Annotated in this window: 23 protein-coding genes; 13 read left to right on the top strand and 10 right to left on the bottom strand. The window is 54.4% G+C overall.

What is annotated here, in order from left to right:
- Positions 1 to 249: 249 nt before the first annotated feature.
- The 5 genes from DF283_RS06325 to DF283_RS06305 all read right to left on the bottom strand — a co-directional run bounded on the left by DF283_RS06325 (position 250) and on the right by DF283_RS06305 (position 6,627).
- The gene (locus tag DF283_RS06325; RefSeq protein WP_303673890.1) at positions 250 to 525 is read right to left on the bottom strand and encodes a hypothetical protein; all 276 of its coding nucleotides are present in this window, start codon (positions 523 to 525) and stop codon (positions 250 to 252) included.
- 242 nt (positions 526 to 767) lie between these two features.
- On the bottom strand, positions 768 to 1,757 hold the full coding sequence (locus DF283_RS06320; RefSeq protein ID WP_303673889.1) for an acetyl-CoA carboxylase carboxyltransferase subunit alpha: 990 nt from the start codon (positions 1,755 to 1,757) through the stop codon (positions 768 to 770).
- Between the two features lie 16 nt (positions 1,758 to 1,773).
- Complete coding sequence (gene accD, locus DF283_RS06315; RefSeq protein WP_303673888.1) at positions 1,774 to 2,697, bottom strand: acetyl-CoA carboxylase, carboxyltransferase subunit beta; 924 nt, start codon at positions 2,695 to 2,697, stop codon at positions 1,774 to 1,776.
- A gap of 204 nt (positions 2,698 to 2,901) precedes the next feature.
- The gene (locus DF283_RS06310; protein ID WP_303673887.1) at positions 2,902 to 5,154 is read right to left on the bottom strand and encodes a hypothetical protein; all 2,253 of its coding nucleotides are present in this window, start codon (positions 5,152 to 5,154) and stop codon (positions 2,902 to 2,904) included.
- Positions 5,155 to 5,442: 288 nt separating this feature from the next.
- A complete protein-coding gene (locus DF283_RS06305) occupies positions 5,443 to 6,627 on the bottom strand; it encodes a murein hydrolase activator EnvC family protein (protein ID WP_303673886.1) in 1,185 nt (394 codons plus the stop codon).
- Positions 6,628 to 6,982: 355 nt separating this feature from the next.
- Between DF283_RS06305 and DF283_RS06300 the strand changes: the two genes are divergently transcribed.
- Positions 6,983 to 7,138 (top strand): hypothetical protein, encoded by a 156-nt coding sequence (locus tag DF283_RS06300; RefSeq protein ID WP_303673885.1) that lies wholly within the window; start codon positions 6,983 to 6,985, stop codon positions 7,136 to 7,138.
- A 150-nt stretch (positions 7,139 to 7,288) separates the two neighbouring features.
- Entirely contained in the window at positions 7,289 to 8,590 is a 1,302-nt protein-coding gene (locus tag DF283_RS06295) for a methionine gamma-lyase family protein (protein ID WP_303673884.1), read from the top strand.
- Positions 8,591 to 8,769: 179 nt separating this feature from the next.
- On the opposite strand, the gene dnaA is transcribed toward DF283_RS06295, so the two are convergent.
- Positions 8,770 to 10,164, bottom strand: a complete 1,395-nt coding sequence (gene dnaA, locus DF283_RS06290; RefSeq protein WP_303673883.1) for a chromosomal replication initiator protein DnaA — start codon at positions 10,162 to 10,164, stop codon at positions 8,770 to 8,772.
- A gap of 476 nt (positions 10,165 to 10,640) precedes the next feature.
- Here dnaA and rpmH point away from each other — a divergent pair, with 476 nt between their 5' ends.
- From rpmH to DF283_RS06270, 4 genes are read left to right on the top strand one after another with little or no spacing between them, the layout of a single operon-like run.
- Entirely contained in the window at positions 10,641 to 10,775 is a 135-nt protein-coding gene (gene rpmH, locus DF283_RS06285) for a 50S ribosomal protein L34 (protein ID WP_303673882.1), read from the top strand.
- 27 nt (positions 10,776 to 10,802) lie between these two features.
- Positions 10,803 to 11,243: a ribonuclease P protein component gene (rnpA, locus tag DF283_RS06280; RefSeq protein WP_303673881.1), complete on the top strand. Its 441-nt coding sequence runs from the start codon at positions 10,803 to 10,805 to the stop codon at positions 11,241 to 11,243.
- Between the two features lie 6 nt (positions 11,244 to 11,249).
- The gene (yidD, locus tag DF283_RS06275; RefSeq protein WP_303673880.1) at positions 11,250 to 11,489 is read left to right on the top strand and encodes a membrane protein insertion efficiency factor YidD; all 240 of its coding nucleotides are present in this window, start codon (positions 11,250 to 11,252) and stop codon (positions 11,487 to 11,489) included.
- A gap of 19 nt (positions 11,490 to 11,508) precedes the next feature.
- Entirely contained in the window at positions 11,509 to 12,591 is a 1,083-nt protein-coding gene (locus DF283_RS06270) for a YidC/Oxa1 family membrane protein insertase (protein WP_303673879.1), read from the top strand.
- 14 nt (positions 12,592 to 12,605) lie between these two features.
- Here DF283_RS06270 and rsmB read toward each other — a convergent pair whose 3' ends face one another.
- From rsmB to def, 4 genes are all read right to left on the bottom strand, one after another.
- Positions 12,606 to 13,961, bottom strand: coding sequence for a 16S rRNA (cytosine(967)-C(5))-methyltransferase RsmB (gene rsmB / locus DF283_RS06265; RefSeq protein WP_303673878.1), 1,356 nt, complete (start codon positions 13,959 to 13,961; stop codon positions 12,606 to 12,608).
- Positions 13,954 to 14,667, bottom strand: coding sequence for a zinc metallopeptidase (locus DF283_RS06260; RefSeq protein WP_303673877.1), 714 nt, complete (start codon positions 14,665 to 14,667; stop codon positions 13,954 to 13,956). Before DF283_RS06260 ends, rsmB begins: the two co-directional genes overlap by 8 nt.
- Positions 14,668 to 14,738: 71 nt before the next feature.
- Positions 14,739 to 15,758: a methionyl-tRNA formyltransferase gene (gene fmt / locus DF283_RS06255; protein WP_303673876.1), complete on the bottom strand. Its 1,020-nt coding sequence runs from the start codon at positions 15,756 to 15,758 to the stop codon at positions 14,739 to 14,741.
- 219 nt (positions 15,759 to 15,977) lie between these two features.
- Positions 15,978 to 16,547 carry a peptide deformylase gene (def, locus tag DF283_RS06250; protein WP_303673875.1) on the bottom strand — a complete coding sequence of 190 codons (570 nt, stop codon included), beginning with the start codon at positions 16,545 to 16,547 and terminating at the stop codon, positions 15,978 to 15,980.
- A 93-nt stretch (positions 16,548 to 16,640) separates the two neighbouring features.
- On the opposite strand from def, the gene DF283_RS06245 reads away from it, so the two are divergent.
- The 7 genes from DF283_RS06245 to pyk all read left to right on the top strand — a co-directional run bounded on the left by DF283_RS06245 (position 16,641) and on the right by pyk (position 23,786).
- A complete protein-coding gene (locus tag DF283_RS06245; RefSeq protein WP_303673874.1) occupies positions 16,641 to 17,435 on the top strand; it encodes a DUF4129 domain-containing protein in 795 nt (264 codons plus the stop codon).
- On the top strand, positions 17,428 to 18,753 hold the full coding sequence (locus DF283_RS06240) for a DUF4350 domain-containing protein (RefSeq protein ID WP_303673873.1): 1,326 nt from the start codon (positions 17,428 to 17,430) through the stop codon (positions 18,751 to 18,753). Before DF283_RS06245 ends, DF283_RS06240 begins: the two co-directional genes overlap by 8 nt.
- A gap of 51 nt (positions 18,754 to 18,804) precedes the next feature.
- Entirely contained in the window at positions 18,805 to 19,824 is a 1,020-nt protein-coding gene (locus tag DF283_RS06235; RefSeq protein ID WP_303673872.1) for an AAA family ATPase, read from the top strand.
- A gap of 23 nt (positions 19,825 to 19,847) precedes the next feature.
- On the top strand, positions 19,848 to 20,714 hold the full coding sequence (locus tag DF283_RS06230) for an iron-sulfur cluster-binding protein (RefSeq protein ID WP_303673871.1): 867 nt from the start codon (positions 19,848 to 19,850) through the stop codon (positions 20,712 to 20,714).
- Complete coding sequence (locus DF283_RS06225; RefSeq protein ID WP_303673870.1) at positions 20,702 to 21,643, top strand: dihydroorotate dehydrogenase; 942 nt, start codon at positions 20,702 to 20,704, stop codon at positions 21,641 to 21,643. Before DF283_RS06230 ends, DF283_RS06225 begins: the two co-directional genes overlap by 13 nt.
- A gap of 246 nt (positions 21,644 to 21,889) precedes the next feature.
- Entirely contained in the window at positions 21,890 to 22,318 is a 429-nt protein-coding gene (locus DF283_RS06220) for a hypothetical protein (RefSeq protein ID WP_303673869.1), read from the top strand.
- Positions 22,272 to 23,786, top strand: coding sequence for a pyruvate kinase (gene pyk, locus DF283_RS06215; protein WP_303673868.1), 1,515 nt, complete (start codon positions 22,272 to 22,274; stop codon positions 23,784 to 23,786). The genes DF283_RS06220 and pyk overlap by 47 nt, the downstream gene beginning before the upstream one ends.
- The last annotated feature ends 1 nt before the right edge of the window (position 23,787 follow it).

Genomic DNA, 23,787 nt, shown 5'->3' with positions numbered 1-23,787 from the left:
CGATCACATCCTGGAGATATGCAAAATTCACAATTTTTTACATCATTAAAAAACCGGGCTGCCCAAATTTGGCAACCCGGTCTGGTTGATTTCATTACGAAAGACTGACCACAGCGCGCTTTCGGAGAAAAGCAAGGCGTACATCGTTTATGCGTGATTAAAATGTTTGGTTGAAACCCTTTTCAAAAACAAAAGTTCACTAAAACACGAAGGATGGATCATTCTACGTTGATAGTTGGCTGAAAAAAATTAAACCGCAGACTGAGGCTTCACCGACAGAAAAATATAGCGTTTCTCCAGAACCGCTTCATCATCCATCTGCTTCACAATGGCGTCAATAAAGTCAGGATTTTTCACCAGAGTCTCGTGGCGCACATCTTCCCGCAATACCGCCCGCACGGCCTGATATTTTTTCGCGGTCACAAACGGCTGAAACCCTTGTAAAAATCGTCGACTCACCGCCTCATAATCCGGCATAGCCAACACATCAAACTGCGTGTTCATGGTGTCGTAAACGGTGGACATAAAGAATCAACTTCCTCATCATCTCCTTCCGGCGGTCGGTCCCAGCCGGTCGGTGGCTTTCATTGCATTCGGGTTGTCTATATGAACGAAGTCAATGGAAAGTGATGCTAGTCAGAGAAAATAAAACGCCCAAACCGTAACAAAAGTTAATAATTTTAAGTAAGGCAGCGCAATGTAGCCTCAAACAGCACGAAGAACGCCAATAGAATAAGTCCTCAGCGCGCCCTGTATTGGAGCGTGCTTTAGGACTTCAGGGCCGGGGATTTGGCCTCACAGAAAGCCCCGATTTTACGGAAACGATCGTAGCGATCCACCAGCAGCTTCTCGGCGTCATAGCCCTTCAGCTCGGCAATGGCGGATTCCACGGTTTCCAGAATGCGCTGGGCCATAGTAGCAGGCTCCTGATGGGCACCCCCTTGGGGCTCTGGAATAATGCCATCCACAATATCGAAGGCCAGCAGATCCTGAGCGGTAATTTTCAGGGCTTCAGCGGCTTTGGAAGCGTACTCGGCGCTGCGCCACAAAATGGAAGCGCAGCCTTCCGGGGAAATGACGGTGTACAGGGCATGCTCCAGCATATAAATGCGGTTGGCCACCCCAATCCCCAACGCGCCCCCAGAGGCACCCTCTCCGCTGACCACAGAAATAATGGGGGTTCTCAGGCGAGCCATTTCCCGAATGTTGTAGGCAATGGCCTGACCAATGCCGTGCTGCTCCCCATCAATGCCCGGATAAGCACCAGGGGTATCAATGATTGTCAGAACGGGCATCTTGAACTTCTCGGCGTGAGCGAACAGACGCAGGGCTTTGCGATAGCCTTCCGGGTTGGCCATGCCAAAATTGTGGGTCAGGTTTTCCTTCATGCCTCGGCCCTTTTGGGTGCCTACCACCATCACTGGTCCGGAGGAAAGCTCGATAATGCCACCAATAATGGCCCGATCATCAGTCCCGGCCCGGTCGCCCCGCATTTCAATCCACATATTGGGAGAAAGCATCTTGACCGTCTCCAGCAAGTTGGGCCGCTGGGGATGACGGGCGATTTGCAGCTTCTGGGCGGGGGTCAGCTTTTGATACAGCTTACTTTTGACCTCATCGGCCTGTGCGCGAAGTTTATCAATCTCTTCAGAGAAGTCGATCTTACTGTCCTGGCTTAACCGCATCAGTTCCTCAATCTTTTCTTCCATTGCCATTATGGGCTTTTCAAACTCCAGGGGAAGGATCTTGTCGGACATGGCTTGCGTTTCCTTATCAAACTGCCCCGGACGCCGAGCTGGCGAACGTTTGGGCCGCTGGATTCAAACCGGAGGATTGCCGGTGCAAACGAATAAGATTGGCCAACATGGGTCCCAGCTCCCGACGCGGCAGCACCATATCCACCTGACCGTAATTCAACAGGTAGTTGGCCGTCTGGAAGTCGGCGGGCAGCTTTTGACGAATGGTTTGCTCAATGACCCGGCGACCGGCAAAGCCGATCCGGGCCCCTTCTTCGGCGATGTTAATATCGCCCAGGGTACCGAAACTGGCCGTCACGCCCCCAAAGGTAGGCTCGGTCAACACGGATACGTACAGCAGGCCAGCTTCGTGTAAGCGGGCCAGAGCCGCCCCGGTTTTCACCATCTGCATCAGGGAGAAGGTCCCCTCCTGCATGCGGGCCCCACCGGACGAGGAGAAAATCACCACCGGCAAACAGTCAGCCAAAGCCCGTTCAATGACCCGGGTAATCTTTTCGCCCACCACGCTGCCCATACTACCGCCCAGATACGTGAAATCCATCACCGCCAGGGCCACCGACTCGCCCTCAATCTGACCGACGCCGGTAATGACGGCGTCATTCAGGCCGGTTTTTTTGTGGGCATCCTTTTGGCGCTTTAAGTAAGGCTCGGTATCGGTAAAGCTCAGGGGATCGGCGGGAGAGAGGTCGGCATCCAGCTCCTCAAACGCTTCGCACAGTTGCTCAATGCGAGCATAAGCGCCAATTCGGAAGTGATAGCCACATTGGGTACAAACGTTTAAATTCTTTTCCAGTTCCTTGGTGGGTAAATTTTCTTGGCAGTTGAAGCACTGCGTCCACAACTTGCAAATTTCCTCATCGGTGAGGCGATTGTTCATAGCGGCCACATCCAGCCGGGTGGACTTATCTCGTTTGGAGGCAAACCAATCTCTGAGAGACATACGCGCTTTCCTGCAAGTACTTGAAACGGGATCAACTCAGGCTCTGTACCCATGAGCAAGGGCAGAAGAGCAATGCTTTATTCTGATAGCGAATGGTTCAGAGTGTAGCATAATTTGGGTCAGCTTCCAAAAGAATCCCATGAGAGTCAGGGATGGTTGCTGCCTAGCTCACGTGCCCCAAGTGTTTCCAGTCAGACAAATCGGTTAAAATCTGGCAGTGGAAGCCTGTTGGGTAAAATTGGCGGGCTGCATAATGCGCATTTTATCGAAGTTGACCACCGAGTTATTGGCACCGGGGAAGTAATTGAAGCCAAAGTAAGAGCGACGGTTGATGAAATCGTAGCCAATGGTGGCCTTCACATCGGTGGGCCCTACCATCATGTAAAACGTATTGCCCACAGCCAGAGCGTTCCGGGCGTTATCCCGGTTCAAACTGAAGCTGCCGCTGTTTCCCAGACTCAAAAACTTGTTGATGCGAACCAGGTTGTTCATGGACACGTTTTGAGCCCCGCCGTAGTAACTGTCGAACACAAACGGCGATTTGCCGATGGACTGGCTGACCGTATAACCCATACTGGTCTGCAAGCGGCTGTCAAACAGGTTCAGGTTCAAGGTGGGGCCAACCCGGCCCAGGGCCACAAAATCCGCAGAGGAATAAGCTGAGGTGATCAGCTGGGCCCGCATGCCCATGGAGGCATACTTACCCAGGGTCAGTAGGGGCGCCGTGTTTTGCAGTTGCAACTGTAACTGGGCCCGGCCCAGCATTTGCGGCGATTTTCCTTTATCCGCCTCCACGAAGTAGGTTTCCCGGAAGTTGGGATAGAAGTTATCCCGGGCGTACCCGATACTTTCAAACGAGGTCAGCTGGAACTTCTTGAAATCTTTTAACACCCGGTAGTCCGTCAATTGGGCAATATAGTTGGGACGTTCCGTTTGTCCCAGCAACCCGTTGACGTAGCCATCGTTGTAAGCGGCCATAAAGTGCGTATTGTCGGTAATGCGCCGATCGGCGAACATAACCGGAGAGCCCACCCGGCTGTTGTAGCCCAAATCCACGGTGGTGCTGGCGTCCCGATAGTGAACCAGTCCGCCCAAACCAAAGCCCGCGTCGATCTGCTTGCCGGATTTTCCATCGGAAGACCAGAAACCGGGTGAGCCGTAACTCACAAAGGGCGACACCCGCAGGGAGCCTTTCCCCACGTGGAAATCCCAGCCGGGCCCGGCGTAAGCGCCACCGTACGCCCGGTAAGAGCCAACATCAGGGCCCAGATACTGAATGTTTTTGGTGGGACCATCGTAGGACAAGTCAGTATTGGGGAAGGTGAACAGCTTGTACTTACCCATATACAGGCTGGGACGCTTCAGCATGACATCGTCATACCCGTCCTCGTGACGAACCACCTCAATTTCCTTAGCCTTAATGCTGAAGCGGGAAACCTTGTTGGGCGAGTCATCAAAGTTTTGCTTGCCCTGTTTCAGGTTCTCCAAATCCTCGTATTGCTTTTGCTGATCATAGGTGAGGGTGTTGGTTCGCATAATGCGGTTTTCATAGGCTTTTTTAGAAAATTCCCGGCGCAACTTGGCCTGCTGGGAGCCTTTACCCGTATTTTGCCCCAAACTGCCAATCCCCCCCTGGGAGGCCAGCTGCTGATAAACAATACCGCTGATGATGAAGCGGCCATGCTCCATGATGATCTCGTTCTTGTTCACCATGGCTTCCTTGGCCTTGACCCGCACGGCGGAAATCGTGGTTACCGGGTCGTTAATCAGGGCGGAACGACGGGTCAGGTCAATCTTGGCGTAAGTGCCTTCCGTCCGCTGACCGTCTTTAACAATGACCACGTTGCCTTCGGCGATAGCCAGCTCCTGATTCTGGTCGTAGATCAGCTTATCGGCGTACAACTCGGAGTTTTGATCCGAAATAACCATGTGGACCGAGCCCGTGGCCACATAGACGTCATGATCCCGGTCATAATTGAGGTTGTTGCTGTTGATATCCACCATGACCGCACGGGCCTTAATGGGCTCTCCGGAAGCGCCCACACTCCCGGCGTCACTATCCGCATCTGCCTTTCCTTCTGGGGCGTCCGACTCCAAAATGGCGGGAAGAGCCGTCACATCCGTGTTTTTTGCATTAGCATCCGCCACAGGCGCCGGCTGCGTTGCCGAGGAAGTCACATCGGATGCTTTCTGCCTCTTTTTCGTTCCTTCGGGCTTAGTCGCCTCTGACTCACCCTCTTTCACCGGCTGAAAACGGGAGTTGGCACTCATCATCAACACACTGGCCGCCGGATCGTTAATCATCTGGGCCTGAACCGGGGTCACCCCGAAGTCAGACGCACAGGCCAGCAGTCCCAACCCAATCAACACAGATTTGGCCAGACACGCCGCGCCTGCTTTGGAGCAAGTCCTTTGGGTGGTGAGTGAAATCCGCAAACCGTCTACCGGTTGAGTCATAAATGAAATTCCTTCTGTGGAGGGGCCTGGCCTGCCCAATGGACAAAAAAAAGCTGTAAGGGCTACTGTTCAGTATTTGGGCGACTCACCTGAGCAACCCGGCGGGTCGAACCCATAATGAAGTGCTGAATACAAAATTGTTCTCACGACTTTCCAGCGCTTTAATACTTTCTGAGCCTTTAGTATTTTCTTAACCTTTAATATTTTCTTAACATTGCCCCAACATTTTACCAGAGTTTGAGGTAATTGGATAAAGTGTCGTGCCGAATTCAAATTGCCTCAAAGAAACTACAAATAACCCAGTGGGTTGACCGGCGCCCCATTCACCCGCACTTCAAAATGCAAGTGGGGCCCGGTGGAATAACCGGTAGAACCTTCCGCCCCAATGACCTGCCCCTTGGACACAGACTGCCCGGTCGAAACCGAAATGGCGGACAAGTGCCCGTACAGGGTCACCAGGTTCTGGCCGTTGCGGTTGCCATGGTTGATCATGATGGCCTTGCCGTAGCCGCCTTTCCAGCCGGCAAAAATAACCTCACCCCCATCGGCGGCGTGAATGGCCCCGCCGTTGGGCCCGGCAATGTCCAGCCCGGTGTGGGTGATGACCCGGCGATGAATGGGGTGGAATCGGGAGCCAAAGCCGGAGCTGACCCGCCCGCTGATGGGCCACATAAAGCTGCCCGTGCTATTGCGCACCACGGTAAAGGTTTTCCGGCGCGCCGACATTAAAGAGCGGATTTGCGCGGTAATGCTGTTGGATTCCGCTAACAGTTCCTGCTCAGCCCGCTGGTAAAAGGCGGCATCGTTACGGTAACGCTCTCGCAAGTTCCGATCAATCTCGATGGAGCGCTGGATTTCCACGTTTTTCACCCGAATGGTAGCGATGGCCTGGCCGATCACCGTTTTTTGCTGGGCAAACTCCGCCTTCAAAGAGTTCAGTTCCGAAATTTTGACCCGAAAATCCTCCAGCAGTTTTTTATCCTGGGCCATGATTTTTTTCTTGTAGTAAATACGGTCCAGCAAGGTGGAAAGATCGTTGGCCTCCAGAATCATCTGAATCATGCTCAGGCGTTCGCCCATATACAGGTTTCTCAGGCGACGCCCCGCGTTTTGTCCCAGCCGAACCGCCTCTCCCATGACCGCATCCAGACGGCCATTCAAATAAACCAGCTTATCCCGAGTCTCATTCAAGCGCTGCTGATGAAACTCCAGTGAGCGACGTTCCAACTCCAGACGACGTTGATTGGCAGCCAGGTTTTGGGTCAGCACCTGAGCCGCCCGCATTTTCTCCAGCTTTTTTTTGCGCATTAAAGCAGCCTGCGATTTTAAAGAACTGGTTTGCCCCTGGAGTTCCTGGATTTTCTGGCGATTATCCGCAAAAACATCGGTAGAAAAACCAGACAGCAGAATGCAGCCCAGTAACAGTGCTGAAAACAGGGCTTTAAAACGGGAGAAGCAATGCTGAAAGCGCATAGTGACTATCAAAACAAGAATACGTAGCTGGTCACCAGCAAGGATACCAACATCAGCAATGCGATCCAACGGGCACTTTTTTGAAAAAATTCCTGCATTTTACCTCGGGCAAGTAGAAATCAAACTTTGGGGAACCAATTTGGGGCAGATATACGCCATACCCTTTTAACGGCCCTTACCATTATATATGATAGGTTTCCTACACTTTTTACAAGCGATCAACCCTGGTACTGTCACCTTTATATATTACAAAATGTTAAACCATTTGGACGGGATTCCCAAAAATCCTAAAGGTTTATGGCAATGCGCCGATAGGAATCACTATAGATTCGCTACGGTGGAGGCTACGACGCTGATGACCCCACAACCTCGCAAACCGCAAAAAAATACCGCTTTTTCAGTGCATTTTATCATCAAGGGTGCTGAAAAACGTCGCACCATGGCCTACGCCAAAGCCAAGATCCTTCAAAACGAGCTGGGGGTTACCCCACACCTGGTCAGCGTCAAGTAAGCCCCCTGATTTTTAAACCGTTTACGACCCCTTCGTTCTTTCGGATCGAAGGGGTTTGAGCGATCTTGGGGCCTCCCATTCAACCTTCAAGTTAAAGACCAAAACCAAAAACAAATTAGAAATCATCCACTTTTCTGCTAAGGTGATGGCATGATGAACACGCACTGCCTTTCCTCCCCCTCTGCCATCCACTCACAGCTTCTATCCGCTGAAGCCGAGCTTCAGGCAAGCATTTGGCCCCAGCAAGAGGCCGTTTACCATGAAACCTTCCAGCGGGTTTTAACCGGTTTTGTCCAGAACAAGGTGGGCGAAGAGCATTTTTTATCGGTCAGCGGCTACGGCCACGATGACTTGGGGCGGGAAGTCACGGATGCCGTGTTTGCCCACGCCTTGCAAGCGGAAGCGGCCCTGGTACGGGTGCAAATCGTATCCGGCACCCATGCCCTGTCCGTGGGACTCAACGGCTGCCTGCAACCGGGCGATACCCTGTTGTCCATCACCGGACGCCCCTACGATACGCTGGAAGAGGTGATCGGCTTGCGCGGCCACAGCAAGCACTCTCTGGCCGCCAAGCAGGTGCAATATCACGAACTCTCCATCTTCAACCCGCCCCCCCAAACGGAAACGGGAGCGGAAACCGCTGTGGGCTATAGCGTGCGGACCACCTTTACCGAAGCGGAAGCGGAGCAAATCAAAGCGGCCAAGCTGGTGTTCATCCAACGTTCTCGAGGGTACAGTTTGCGCCCCTCCCTCACCATTCCGCAACTGTCAGCGCTGATTCAGGCCGTCAAAGCCATCCATCCGCAAGTCATTGTGATGGTGGACAACTGTTACGGGGAATTCACCCAGACCCAGGAGCCCACTGCCGTGGGTGCTGACCTGATTGCGGGTTCCCTGATTAAAAACGCCGGGGGCGGCATTGTGCCCGCCGGTGGCTACATAGCCGGACGGGCCGATTTGGTGGAAGCCTGCGCCGACTTTTTAACCTGTCCCGGCGTGGGTGCCGATGGTGGCTATACCTTTAATCTCACACGCCTGCTGCTACAAGGTTTGTACCTGGCCCCCGGCGTGGTGAAAGAGGCTCTGAAAGGCATGAGTCTGGCGGCCAAACTGTTTGAGCAGGCAGGCTATGACACGGCCCCCCATTGGCAGGACAGCCGTAGCGATATCATCCAGATTTTGACCCTGCGGGAAGCGGATAAACTGGTCAAATTCTGTCAGGTGCTGCAAAGCCTCAGCCCCGTTAACAGCCATATCCTGCCCATTCCGGCCAATCCGCCCGGTTACGCCGATGAAGTGGTGATGGCCGGCGGCACGTTTATTGATGGTTCCACCATTGAGCTTTCCGCCGATGGCCCCCTGCGCCCGCCCTATGCCGTGTACCTGCAAGGGGGACTGACCTACGCCCATACCCGGCTGGCCCTTCAGTCTATTCTGGAGCGGCTGGACTAGCATTTTAGTGCGGACTGACCCGTACCCACAATTGCTTCTAGCAAAAACAGGCCCACAAACTACGACGAGCGGGGCTCTCCAGTGCTGGTTTTAACGGACCAACCCCATAGAACGACCACGGGTTGAGAATCAAAAGACTAACTACCCTGCCCCGTTTACCAAGGCCTCTACCGGTATCTTTATCGGGGTTTCACCCGACCCCGGATTTCCTCGATTTGCTGCTTTAGCACCGGGTGGCTTTCCAGCTCTTCCTTGATTTTTTCGTAGGCGTACAAAATGGTGGTGTGCTTGCGACCACCAATCAATTCCCCGATTTTAGGAAAACTGGCCTCGGTCATCTCCCGAATCACGTAAATGGCCACCTGACGGGCGTGAGACAAGTCTTTGGCACGGGAAGGGCTTTTTAAGTCTGAGGAGCGCATATGGTAATATCCGGCCACCGTCTCCAGAATGTCTTCCAGAGAAACCCGCCGATTGTCCACCGGGGTGCCCAGCACCGTTTGGGCCACCACCAGGTCAATGCTGGTTCGGGTCAGCATGCCGTAAGCGGCCACTTTGTTCAGTGCGCCTTCTAATTCCCGAATGTTATTGGGGTAGCTTTCGGCAATAAAGTTCAGCACATCCATGCCCACCTGAAAATGCTCCCGCTCGGCCTTTTTCTGCAAAATGGCCACACGGGTTTCCAGATCAGGAACCTGCACATCGGCAATCAGCCCCCATTCGAAGCGGCTGCGCAGACGATCTTCCAGACGGGACAAATTCTTGGGCGAACGATCGCTGGAGAGAATAATTTGCTTGCCCGATTCGTGCAGGGCGTTAAAGGTATGGAACACCTCTTCCTGGGTGCGGGTCTTCCCTTCCAGAAACTGCACATCGTCAATAATCAGGATGTCATTGCGACGGTAACGATCCTGAAAGCCCTTCATATCCTTCTGCCCCAGGGCGTTGATCATGTCATTGGTAAATTGCTCCGCCGTGACGTAGCGCACCTTCAGATCGGTGTGATGCTGCAAGGCAAAGTGCCCAATGGCCTGCATCAGGTGGGTTTTTCCCAGACCCACCCCACCGTAAATAAAGAAGGGATTGTAACTTTGAGCCGGGGTTTCGGCTACGGCTAAGGCCGCCGCGTGACAAAAGCGGTTGTGCTGGCCCACCACGAACGATTCAAAGGTGTAACGGGGATTCAGGTTACTGCGGGTCACCCGGGGCGTCCAGGGACGATTGGGCAACTCCCGGGCGGCAAATGCCTCCTCGCTGAGGGGCTCCTCTTCCTTGGGTTCGGCCACCACCACAGCTACCTCCATAGGGGTGCCAATCACCTCGCTGAAAGCCGCCTTGAGTTCAGTACGATATCGCTTCAGGATCAATTCCCGGTTAAACTCGCTTTCCGCCTTTAAAGTGACGGACTTGTCAGTCAGTTTTTCAATCTCCAGAGGAGAAATCCAGGTCTCAAAGCTGGGCTGGCTCATTTTGCCCTTGAGATCGGCTTGTACTTTTTGCCACAGCACCGCCAGATCAAGGTCTGCGTGCAGGGCACTTTCATTGGAGCCAGAGGTCAGAACCGATGGAGCCATAATCGCGGAACCCTAACCCTTCTTTCTAAAGTAAACCAGAGAGCAGACCATTGACTGTGAGTGGCTTCGGGCCGGTACCCCCAGCCAGGTCGAACTCAAGCAACGAAAAAGCAAAAACCAGCACCGAAATTGGCGCAAGCCTCTTATCTTTCCAGTGAGTGGGGGCCTCTCGACTCTCTCACGAGAAAACCCTGACTTGAGATCGTTAGTCTAGCATAGTCATCAGCCGGATTGGCCCTGCGTATCAAAGCGTTTACATAAAGATTTTTTGCGCTATGATCAGATCCCGTTTGCAGGTTTTAACGCCGTGTCGTGCTGTTGCCGAGACGCTGGGAAAGCCCCAAACCGCCTCACTGCACAAGTGTACCAGCGGCTCCTTCTTTTTTGTGGAAATTGGCCGTGCAATCTGTGATTTTTCATGGATAATACATCTCACTCAAGTATGAAAGCGCTCTAATTTTTAAGGAGATCTCCTCATGAAACGCACTCTGGAAGGAACAAAGCGTAAAAGATTGCGGGTTAGCGGCTTCCGTGCCCGGATGGCCACCCCCGGTGGACAAAAAACCCTGAACCGTCGTCGTGCCAAAGGCCGCCACAAAATCGCCATCTAGTTTTTGCGTTAAGCGAAGCCGATTTTTGTGTTACCAAAATCAAACCGCCTGAAAGCCAAGGGTGAGTTTAAGCGAACTTTGTCAGGCAAGCGTTTGTTTGGTTGCCCTTTTTTCGTGCTTTATGGGCTGGAGCGCAACCCGGTAAGCTCAGTGCCAGCCGCGACTCAAAGCGTTGTTCATCCCACGCGCTTTGGCTTTATTGTGAGCAAAAAAATCCACAAGCGGGCCACCAAGCGCAATCGCATCCGAAGACGACTGCGAGAGCTGGTTCGACTTTCCCTGAAGCAAGGGACCCTGTCTGGGGTTTCTCCATATCGGGCTATGGTTTTCATCGCCCGTCCGGATGCCCTTAGCGCCAGTTTTACTGACTTACAAGATAAGATGGAACGCTGCCTGCAAGGTGTGCGTCCTTTGGGTAAGCGGGTTCCTCCCGTCCATTCGCTACCCCCTGTTGATGGCAGTCCCTAGAAAACAATGCTGAAATCCTTTGTTCTTGGTTTAATAAAGGGCTATAGAATGACAGCCCGGTTTCGGCGTTGGATTTTACCCCCGGTCTGCCGATTCCACCCCACTTGTTCCTTGTATACGCAGGAAGCGGTTGAAACATACGGCGTCAAATCAGGACTGTGGCTGGGCCTCAAACGCTTACTCAAATGTCATCCATTGCACCCCGGTGGCTTGGACCCCGTGCCAACCCCCAATATGCCAAACTAGTTAATCAGGAGACTCCCCTGTGAACATTATCACCCAGGCCATGTTTTACCTCTTGCATCAGCTTCATGAGTGGGTCGGCAACTATGGCCTGGCCATTGTGCTGCTGACCGTGGCCATCCGCTTGGTTTTATGGCCCTTGAACTCAGCCCAGACCCGCTCCATGCGCAAAATGCAAGAACTGCAACCCAAGCTCAAAGCCCTGCAAGAGAAGTACAAAAACGAGCCTCAGAAAATGCAGGAAGCCATGATGAAGTTCTACAGCGAGAACTCCTTCAACCCGCTGGCCGGATGCTTGCCCATGCTGGTGCAATTGCCTATTTTCATCGGCCTGTACGGGGCCCTCAGCAGTCCCCACTTCCTGGTAGATACCGTCCATGAGAAGTTCCTGTTCCTCAAAAACCTGTCTCACACCCTGCAAAGTCATGCCGGTCAATCGTTGGATGGCACCTTCAACGTGGAAAAAAGCGACGCCTTTTCCAGCGACAAGACCGTCACCCTGCACATGCTGAGCGGCAAAACCCAGGAGCAGGAAGTAACCGATCAGCACAAGCTGATTACCATCTCCCCCAAGCCGCTTTTGCCCGGCTCGCCCATCACCATGGTGCTGGACTTCAAGCAAATGGGCCTGAGCGACGATTACAAAACCCTGGTCAAATCCGCCGATGTGCTGGTGGTCAATGAAAAAAGCCGGGAACTGGAAAAAGTTACTTTTACCAATGTGAACGGCGTATTGACCAAGGAAGTGCCCACCCTGCCCGGCGAAAGCAAAATGAATCTGGATGTGCTGGCCCTGATCATCATTTACGGCGTACTGACCCTGCTCTATCAGCAAATCATGACGGCCAAACAGCCCAAAGCGGATAAAAATGACCCTGCCGCTGCGGCCATGCAGTCTCCGATCATGAAGTTCATGCCCCTGATGTTTGTGGTGATCATGTTCTTCTTCCCCATTCCCGCCGGGGCGCTGATTTATCTGGTGGTCACCACCGCCCTGATGCTCATTCAAACCCTGTGGGTGAACTTCAGCGAAGACCGCAAGGCCGCGCAGAACCCCAGCAAGCCTTCCAGCCAGGTGGTGGACATCAAGGCCAACCGGGTCTGATTTCTAAATCCCAACTATTTTTTCAAAAAGCGGGCGGCGTAAAAACCGTCCGTTTTTTTGTCTATCAAACGTTGAGAGTCCTGCGCCAGTTCAGCTTCAGGCGTTTCCGCCAAAAAGCGCTGAACCAGCTGAACATTTTCCTGGGGCAAGAGACTACAAGTGCTATACACCAGTCTGCCGCCGGGCTTTAAAGCCGCAAAGCCCTGCTTGAGTAAGGCCAACTGAATCTCGTTCAAGGCCCCTAAATCCACCCGCTTCCACTGCAGCAACTGCTCCGGATGACGGCGCAAGGTGCCCGAACCAGAGCAGGGGGCGTCCACCAGCACGGCATCAAAACGCGGGGAATCCGCCAAATCGAGCTGGAGGCCATCGCCTTGCTGCACCGTCACACATGTCACGCCCAGCCTTTGCAGGTTCTCGTTTAACAAGTGGATGCGAGCCTCCTTGGGCTCCACGGCCACAATAGCACCCTGATTGTCCATTAAGGCCGCCATATGGGTGGTTTTAGAACCGGGCGCGGCACACAAATCCAGCACCTGCTGACCCGGCTGCGGATTCAGTAATCTGGAAACCCACATGGAGGCGGCATCCTGCACGTAAAACCAGCCCTCATCGTATCCCGGCAACTGGCGGGGAGAGCCTGAAAATTCCGGCAAAAGAAAACCTTCCGGCAGATCGGGCAGTGCCTCAAACACGATTTGACCCGCCGTCAACGCCTGTTGATAAGCCTCTACGGAGGTCCTCAACGTGTTCACCCGGATACTTAAGACCGCCGGATGCTGGGCCGCCTGGGCCATCGCCTCGATCTGCCCGGCAGTGTAGACCGCCGATAACGACTCTGTAAAAGAGGACGGCCAACCAAAGCGGGCCTGACAATGACCGGGTAAATCTGACGCCAGGGGAGGACACTCAAATCCCTGATCCGCCAGACGCCGCTGGGCCGAACGCAACACCCCGTTCAGGAACCGGATGGTATTGGGAGACTGCTTCAAGCCTTTGGCCAGTTGCACCACGCTGTCTATGGCCGCGTAGTCCGGCACCTGTACGCCACCCTCCAGCTGAAGCAGGCCCAGACGGAGTAAACAGCGCACCATGGGCACCACATTCTTCAAAGGACGGCCGGTCAACTGCGTGATCCACGCATCGTAAACCAGCCAGCGCCGCAACGTGCCCATGACCAGGGCCCGACAAAAGCCGCGCTCCTGATCGATCAACTGCGGATGCGGGCCAAACGCTTGCTGTAGGAGGCTATCGGCCTTTAATTTTTCCAGCCCGGCCTTTTCAAAACGGAGTAAAACATCCAACGCCAGTTTGCGGGGCAAGTCCCTGGTTTTCACCACACTGTTATGCTCGGTCTTATTCTCAGTCACGCCTGGAGCCCAATAGGCGGAACACCCAGTACAGCAGTTCCATCAGGGCATACAGGGCCGTGGCCACGTAGGTAAAGGCCGCCGCCGTCAGCACTTTTTTGGCCCCGGACAGCTCATCCTGATTGAGATAGTAGTTGCCCTGCAGCACCTTCAGGGCCCGACCGCTGGCATCCAGCTCCACGGGAAGCGTTACAAAGTGAAAGGCCACCGCCAAGCCATAAAGGACCACGCCCGCCAGCGCCACATAAAAGCCCATGCCGCCCATTTTGGAACCCAGCCCCAAAAACACGGCCAACATCAACAGAATTGGCCCCATTTGACTGCCCAAATTGGCCAGAGGCACCAGACTGGAGCGAACCACCACCGGGTAAAAGCCTTTGACATGCTGAATGGCGTGCCCGCATTCGTGGGCGGCCACGGCCACACTGGCCACGGAAGATCCTTGATACACCTCCGGGGAGAGACGCACCACCCGCTGGCCCGGATCGTAGTGATCACTCAAAAAGCCGTCCACCATTTCCACGGGCACATCCCGCAAGCCGTGTTCATCCAGAATACGGCGAGCCACGGATTGCCCGGAACTGCCACGGGCCGTTCTGACTTCGCTAAATCGGGCCACTGTATTTTTAACCCAAAGCTGGGGCAAGAATACCAGGGCCCCACCCACCAACATAATCACCATGTACAAGGGGTCGTGAAAAAACATGTGCAGTCACCTCGTTGAGCCTTGAATATCGGCTTGAATAGTAGATGAGTTTCGGGGCAAAAAGTTCCAGTTCAGGCGGGAAGCGGGGCCGCTTGACTGGCATTAAAACTGCCCAGTTCCCGTTTGCTATTGATCGCCTTGAAAGCTCCCAGAGCCCAGTCGCGAGCGGCCATTTCCTTCTTGCCTGCGGGCTGAAGGCTGTGGATTTCCAGTATGCCGTCCCCGGTGCGCACTAAAAGCCCTGTATCAATAATAGCTAAAATTTGGCCCGGTTGGTCAGATTTAAGGATTTCTTCAGATTGATTACCCGGGTTGAGCTGATACTCCCGGGCTTTCAGCAATTTAATACGCTCATTGCCCAAAAATGTGGCGGCCCCCGGTGCCGGGTTAAAGGCCCGCACTTTCAGTTGTAACTGATGGGCCGATTCCTGCCAGTTCAAAATAGCGTCTTCCTTCTGGCACTTGGGGGCATGGGTGGCCAGCTCGTGCGGTTGCACCTCAGGATAGACTTTGCCTGCCATCATGCCCACCAAAGTGTCTACCAGCAATGGGCCTGCCGCCACGGACAACTGCTCGGTCAGAGACCCCATGGTGGTCTCCGGGCCGATGGCAACCCCATGCTTGAGCAACATGGGGCCCGTGTCCACACCCAATTCGGTGAGCATGGTGGTAATGCCCGTTTCGGACTTTCCTTGCAGGATGGCCTGTTGAATGGGGTTGGCCCCCCGGAATTCGGGCAGCAGAGAGGCATGGGCGTTCACCGTGCCTACCTTGGGAATGTCCAGCACTTCCTGGGTTAAGATTTGCCCAAAGGCTACGGTCACCAGAAAATCGGGCGCCAACGATTTCAAATGCGCTTTCAGGGCCTCATCTTTTTTAATGGAGACGGTCTGAAACACCGGGAGCCCCAATTCATCGGCCAGGCTCTTGATGGGCGGCGGGGTCAGCTTTTGCCCCCGGCCCGCCGGACGATCCGGCTGAGTCACCACCGCGGCGATTTCAATACGCGCATCAGCGTTCAAGGTTTGTAAGGCCGGAATAGAAAAGGCAGGTGTGCCCAGAAAAACAATGCGAATGGGGTTTGCGGTCATGGTGATGCTTCCTTGGAACGGGTAAAACTACGGCCATCATAACAACAAAAAACAGCGCCCGCAAAAAGCCCCAGCAAAAGCCGAGCAGTCATCCGCGACCGAATGCTTACCGGCCCTGGAAAGGCTGAAAACGCAAACCAGCTGGTCTATCAACCAGGTCCCCCCCCACAAAGCGATTCAGCCCATTTTTCAGACGGACTGAGTGAGACTGCTTCAACGCTATAAAGCCACGCCCTGCAAAGCCTGATCCAACTCCGGCTCTTCAATCATTTTTTCCGGCTGAATGGGGGGCAACTGATGCTCCGAGAGCAATTGATCGGTGCTAAAGCGATCGATCACATGATCCACAAACAGCACCCCATTCAGGTGATCCAGCTCGTGCTGAATGGCCCGGCACAACAGGGTGCCTTCCTGAGCGGTCATGGTCTGGGTTTTGCCCTTCAAATCCATGTACCGGACGGTCACGGAGCCATAGCGTTTCACATCGGTGTACACCCCCGGGAAACTCAGACAGCCCTCCCGGCTGATAATGGCCCCGTCCCGCTTCACGATGACCGGGTTGATAAACACCATTTGCGGCATCGGGTTTTCATCCGTAGAGCAATCCAGCACAAAAATCCGCTTGAGTTCCCCCACCTGCGGCGCCGCCAAACCACAGCCATTGTAGGCGTACATGGTGTCAAACATATCGGCCACCAGCTTTTGAATTTTGGCGGAAACCTTGGTTACCTTTTCCGCCTCTTGTCTCAAAACGGGCTCGCCATAGTTAATGACTTTCAAAACGGCCATGGTCTCGGGGAAATCTCCTTGGTTATGGTGTAAAATCAGGAATGAGGCCTTCTTATCTAGCATTATAGCCCAAGCCCGGAATTTTCCTACCCCATGACCATTGGCGCGTTACAGCACCCAGCCGCCCCTGCGGCCAACGGAACCTCCCCGCTGGAACGCCTGCATGGGCTTCCCCTGAACCAATTTACCCAGAACAACCTGGATATCCACCCGGCCCTGGAAGAAGTCCGGCGACTGCCCGAATTTCAGCCGCCGCCGCCCTCGCCACTGGACGCATTGCTGAAACAGCCGTGGTTCCAAAAACTCTATGACGCCGCCGGGCAGGCCTTGGAAGCGGCTCTCAAGGGCATTGTCAACTTTCTGGGGAAGGCGCAACCCCACTGGATGCCCGATCTCCCCCAGAATATCCGGGATCTGTTCAGTATTTTTATCAGCTTTATACTGGTTTTGGCAGGGCTTTACGGCGTCTACTTACTGCTAACCCTACTCATTCGCTGGCAAGAGGGCAGGCAAATCAGTAATCAAAAAGCAGCGGACCGCTTTTTCGAGGAATCCTTGCTCACCACCTCGGAGCATCATTACCGAAACGCCTTTCAGGCGGCTCAAAATGGCGATTACCAGAATGCCATCCGGGAACTGTACATGGCAAGCCTGTGCCTGCTGGATGAAAAGTCCGTTGTGCCCTACGAATCCGCGCGCACTAACCTGGAGTACCAGCGCCAACTGAGCGCACAGGCCCGAGAGGATCTCAAACAGGACTTTCACGCCATGGCCCAGACCTTTGAAGGCATCCGCTACGGAAAACAGCACGCCGGAGCGGCGCAGTTCCAAAGCAGCCATACCCGGTTTGAGGCCCTGCAGACCCACCTGAAGGTGCCGCATGGCTAAATACGGAAACAAACCGGTTTCCAGAGAGGCCCTGTGGCTCACCTTCCTGATCACCGGCATCATCACTTTCGTGGGATTGGCCGCCCTGTTGCCCCCCTCAAACCGTTCCGGCGCGGAAGCGCTGGTGGAAAACTCCATCCACAACGCGGGCCCCTCCGGCTACAAGGCCTGGTTTTTGGCCAGCCAGAAAAGCGGACTGGCCATTGCCAGCTGGGAAAACGGCTTTGACGCCCTCAATGAATTGCCCACGCCCACCACCATGCTGATCGTCAAGCCATACACGGTCACCAATGACAGTGTGGCCTTCGACCAAAAAGAAACCGCCAAACTGCTGCAATGGGTGGCCAAAGGCAACACCTTGGTGCTGCTGGATGATTTCCGGCGGGTGGGCTCTGGCGCTTTACTGGAGCGCTTTCAGCTGAATGTCAGCCTGCCCGCGCCCGCCAAACTCAAGCCGTCCAAACTCAAACCAGCCCTGCGCTCACTGTCTCTCTCTCCGCAAGCCAGAATTCCCCTGGGCGCTTTCCTCAAAGCCCCCCTGCTCAGCCGAAACACCGCCACACTTCAGGCCGGAAACAGTGGTATTTTGAACGCCGAGCCCATCTTGCAGGACGTTCAGAAGCAACCCGTGCTGGTGTGGCTGCCCTACCGCAAAGGTCGGCTGATTCTGGGAACGGTGACGGATTTGGGAGAAAACCGCTACCTGAACCAGCCGGACAATGACAACTACCAGTTTTTAACCAACCTGCTGCGGCAAACCAACCACCCCATTGTGGTGAATGAGTTTGTGCATGGCTACGCCGAAAGTGGCGACTTGCTGAGCTACTTTCAGAAAAAAACGCCCTTGGGGGGCATCTTCGCCCAGTTGATGCTGTTTTTCGGCCTGTTGCTGTGGCTGGGCTTTGTGCGCTGGAAACCGCTCGCCACCCTGCGGGAGGAGAACCCACCCCCCGACCAAGGGGCTCACAGCCCCTATATTGACTCTCTGGCCGGTTTGTACATAAAAAGCAAATCGGCCTCACTGGCCCTAACACCCCAGCTGAAACGCCTAAAAACCACCTTACACCAACGCCATGGCATCAACCTGAGCGAGGAGGCCCGAGTCCATGACTTGCTTCTCTCCCGTTTTGCCCACTATAGTGGTACCCAGAGTCATAGAGAAGGGGATATTCCAAGCTCACCAGATGAGCTGATGGCGGCGGTTAAACTGGCCATCAGGGCCACGGAAACAAAGCAGCACCTGACACCGCAAACCCTGCTCAAAACCTCCCGACAGCTTACCGTGATTGAAGAAATTCTCAACATCAAGAAATTCTAGGCACCCAGAAATTCTGAACCTGAAAAAGCCCCAGAACCGAGAGGCTCCCCAATGGACACAGACACAGGCAAAAACACAGGCAAAAACACAGACCATCATCCCAACCACGGCCAGCAAGCCGCCACCACCATCTCAGGCATTGCCCAAGCCCTGAAAAACCAGCTGGAAACGGTCATTTTTGGCCAAGGGGAAGTGATTGATCTCCTGCTCATTGGCCTGCTCTCTGAGGGACACATGTTGCTGGAAGGCCTGCCGGGCACGGCCAAAACCACGCTGGTCAAAAGTCTGGCCCAGCTTTTGGGACTCACTTTCAATCGGGTTCAACTGACCCCGGACATGTTACCGGCCGAAATCACCGGCACCAGCATTTACGATATGAACAGCCGCTCCTTCAGCTTTAAACAAGGGCCCGTTTTCACCGACTTGTTGCTGGCCGATGAAATTAACCGCACCCCGCCCAAAACCCAATCCGCCTTGTTGGAAGCCATGGAAGAGCAACAGGTCACTATGGACGGGCAGCGCAATGCGCTCTCTCCCCTGTTTACGGTCATTGCCACTCTCAACCCGGTGGAGTTTGAGGGCACCTTCCCCCTGCCGGAAGCCCAGCTGGATCGCTTCATGATGAAAATTCAGATGAAGTACCCGGCCCCTGCCGCTGAAAAACAGATGCTAAGCGAATTTGCCAAACACGCCGGCACCCGTTACCTCTATCAAAAAGCACTCACCCCCATCGTCAGCCGGGAGGAAGTGTTGGCGTGCCGTAAACTGCTGGGGCACATTCTGGTGGAAGACAGTATGCGGGATTATATGCTGCAAATTATTCAGGACACCCGGCAAAACCCCAATATCGAACTGGGTTGCAGCCCTCGCTCCGCATTATCGCTGCTGGCGGCCAGCCGGGCCCACGCGGCCATTCAGGGGCAGGGCTTTGTCACACCGGATAACGTCAAAGCCGTGGCGGGCCCTATCATCCGCCACCGACTGATTCTCACCGCGGAGGCGGAATTGGATGAGCTGACCGCCGATCAAATGGTGCAGCAAACCCTCAGTAAGATTGCCGTCCCTCGTTAAACCCATCACAGGCCTATTTTTCGATGCAAACCCCGCTGCAAACGCCCCTTCCAAGCCTGCTCACCGATATGCGCTGTCAGGTGATCTCCAACCAGATTTGCGGAAACCAGCTCAAATTGCTGCGCCTTCGGCTGCTGGATGGTTCATTCCAGTGCTTGCCCGGCCAGTTTGTCATGCTGGACCTGCCAGACTCTCAATTCTACTTTCGGCGGCCCTTCAGTGTGCTGGATACCCCTGATCCCCAAACGCTGGATATTTATTACAAGCAGGTGGGCGTGGGTACCGCCATGATGGGGGACTTTCAGCCCGGGCAGATCATCAACTGTCTGGGGCCGCTGGGCAAAGGATTCACCCCGCCCACCCAGCCAGAGTCGGCCTTGTACATTGGCGGCGGCATTGGCATTGCCCCGCCTTATTTTCTGGCCAAAAGCCAGCCAGAAAAAGGCCATTGCTTCTACGGGGTTCGTAACGCCGGGGAAATTGGCCTGCAAAACGCGCTGGAAGCACAATTCGGGAAAAATCTGCACATTGCCACCGACAACGGCTCTGCGGGCTTTCATGGCAACGTTTGCCAGTTGCTGGAGCAACACACCGCATTGGTGTCGCAAGCCCAGGAGGCCTACGTGTGTGGCCCTACCCGCATGATGGCGGCCACCGCCACTTTGCTCAAGTCCATCAATCCGGCCATTCGGGTAGAAGTTTCTCTGGAAGAGCGTATGCCCTGTGGCACAGGCGCCTGCACCGGTTGCGTCATCCCACGTACCGACCGCTATTTGCCCGCCAAAGTCTGTCTGGAAGGCCCCGTGTTTGAGGCCAGCCTGATCGACTGGCAAGGCGGCCCCCCTCGCCCGCTCAGCGCGTTCTGTGAGGAGGCCCCATGTCCACAGTAATGCCTTCTCTGAGTATTTCCGCCGCCGGGCTGTCGTTTCACAGCCCCTTGCTGAACGCCTCCGGCACCTTTAACGCCCCCTTGTTCAACCAGCTTTTCCCGCTTAAAGCGGTCATGGGCGGCATTGTGACCAAAACGGTGACCCAAAACCCGCAGGCCGGGAACCTGCAACCCCGCACCACCGAGTTGCCCGGCATCGGCATGCTGAACAGCATTGGGCTGCAAAATCCGGGGCTGGCCTACAGTCTGGAAACCGAAATCCCCGAACTCAAAGCGATGGGCCTGCCCGTGATCCTCAGCATTTCCGCCAACAGCAGCGCGGAATTTGCCCAGATGATCGAAACCACGCTCAGCCATCCTCACGCCGCCCAGATTGACGCCATAGAACTCAACCTGTCTTGCCCGAACGTGGCCAAGGGGGGCATCCATTTTGGCAGCGCCGCCGATTCGGTCAAGGAAGCCCTCAGCGCGGTCACCGGCATTTGCCCCAAACCCGTGTTCGCCAAACTGACCCCCAACGTCAGCGATATTGTCTCCATTGGAGCAGCGGCCATTGAGGGGGGAGCGGCCGGACTGACCGCCATCAACACCGTCTTGGGCGTGGCCATTGACATCCACCAGAAAAAACCGGTAATGCCCCGAGTCTCCGCCGGATACAGCGGCCCCGGCATCAAGCCCATCGCCCTGCACGCCATCTGGAATCTGCACAAACACTTCCCGGAAACGCCCATTATCGGGGTGGGAGGCATCAGCAACGCTCAGGATGTTCTGGAATTCCTGATGGCAGGGGCCAGCCTGGTACAAGTGGGCACCATTTGCTTTCGGCAACCCACCATTTTCAAAACCATTCAGTCGGACTTGCAGGCATTTTGCCGCACAGAAAATCTGGACAGCCTGAATAAGCTGATTGGCTGCGCTCATGGCGAGTAGTTTATTGGTAAAATAAAAGAACACTTTGAGACGTCTAGATACTGAGGTTGTCAGTCTAATCGCGTTTTAGTCCGATGTTTTATTTTAGAGGGCCCTATGAAAAAAAACTGTCTCTCCCAATCGCTGTTTGCCCTTAGCTGCTTTGGCTTATTGGCAATCAGCCCGGTGCTATTAACTGGTTGCGCTGGTAAAAAGACTGAAAACGCAGAGAAAAAACAAACCGCTTTCTCTATGGAAGTCCTGCAAGTGGATCAACTGGACGCTTTGGGTAAAAAGATCCCGGACGGTCAGTATCTGGTGGTAAAAGCGCATTTAAAAAATCAGGCGAATAAAACTTTGACGCTGGCCTCCCGGGAATTCGTGTTGCAAAACATCACGGACAAGGAAGAGGAGCGCTATTCTCAGCCTTTAGAAATCCAGCTTGGCAACGACTTTGGAACCACCTATGGCGAAGTCCTCAAACAGAAACTGGTGGAAAACAACACCGTCAATTTATACCCCCGCATGGAACTGGAACGATATTTTATATTTATGGTACCCTCAAATGCGAAGATTGACGGGTATCAAATTACACATGAGCCCGAAAAAGTCTCCGCACCGTTAGTCGTCACCGGGACAACCATCATCAATGACCATCGCAACACAACAAGCCTCCCCCCAACCTCAGAAGAATAACCCTGCCCTCCAACACGCAGACATCAGCCTTTTACACCGTACCAAAATTGTGGCCACACTGGGCCCTGCCACGGCTTCTCCCGAAATGGTCAAGCAACTGGCTTTAGCCGGTGTCAGTGTTTTTCGCCTGAATATGTCTCATGGCAACGCCGATGAACAGGGTGCCCGTGTGCAAATGCTCCGAAACGTAGCCGCTGAACTCAATCAACCGCTGGCCATTTTGGCCGATTTGCAAGGTCCCAAACTCCGTACCGGCTTTCTGAAAGACAACCAGCCCATTCCTCTGGAAGATTTTTCCGTGGTGGAATTTACCAGCCGCACCCGGGAAAGTTCACCCGGTGTGGTGGCCACCAAATACGGCGAACTCATCGCGGTTTTGGAGCCCGGTGCCCTCATTTTGCTGGATGACGGAAAAATCCGTCTGGAAGTGCTGGAAAAGGTAAACGCTGAAACCCTGAAGTGTCAGGTGGTTCAGGGCGGACTGCTGGAGGCCCGCAAAGGCATCAACATCCCCGGTACAACGCTGCCTATCCCGTCTCTCACTGAAAAAGACAAAGAGGATGTGGCCGCCGCCGTGGCCGCCAAAGTGGATTACATTGCCCTGTCCTTCGTGCAGCAGGCCAAAGATATCGTGGAATTGCGCCAGTACGTGGAATCGCTGGGTTATACCTGCCCGCCGGTGGTGGCTAAAATCGAAAAACCCCAGGCACTCAAGGATATCGACAATATTATTCAGGAAACGGATGCCTTAATGGTTGCACGAGGCGACTTGGGCGTGGAGTTACGTCCTGAAGAAGTGCCCGTAGCGCAGAAAATGCTGGTGGCCAAAGCCAACGCCGCCGCCAAACCGGTGATTATTGCCACCCAAATGCTGGAATCCATGATTAGCTCCGTGCAGCCCAGCCGTTCAGATGTCAGCGACATCGCCAACGCCGTCTTTGATGGTGCCGATGCTCTGATGCTCTCTGGCGAAACCTCCGTGGGTGAGCATCCGGTGGCCACCGTCACCATGATGGGCCGGATTATCCACGAAGCGGAAAAAAGCATTTTTGCCAACAGCCTGGATCGCCCCATGGAAGAGAACCGCACGGTCTCACCCAACTTCTACCATGCCATTGCCCAAACGGCCAGCTATGCCGCACGAAAAGCCAATATCAAGGCGGTAGTAGTTTTCTCTAACTCGGGGAGTATGGCCCAACGCATTTCCAAGCTCAAGCCCACTCGTCCCATCATCGCCCTGACCCCCAAGGCCGAAGTGGCTAACAAAATGGCCCTGCTGTGGGGCGTGGTGCCCGTGGTCATCCCGCAGTCCGAACAGACCGATGTGATGCTGGAAAATGGCGAGAAGGCCATTTTTGAGAAAAACCTCCTGAAAAAAGGGGAAGGTGTGGTCTTTTGCGCTGGTAACACCCAAATGAAGGGTGCCGACAACATGCTGAAGATCTACCACATCGGTCATACCGAATAAC

The sequence above is a fragment of the Vampirovibrio chlorellavorus genome (genome assembly GCF_003149375.1).
Lineage (GTDB): Bacteria > Cyanobacteriota > Vampirovibrionia > Vampirovibrionales > Vampirovibrionaceae > Vampirovibrio > Vampirovibrio chlorellavorus_B.
This window is presented reverse-complemented; position numbering and strand designations above follow the sequence as displayed.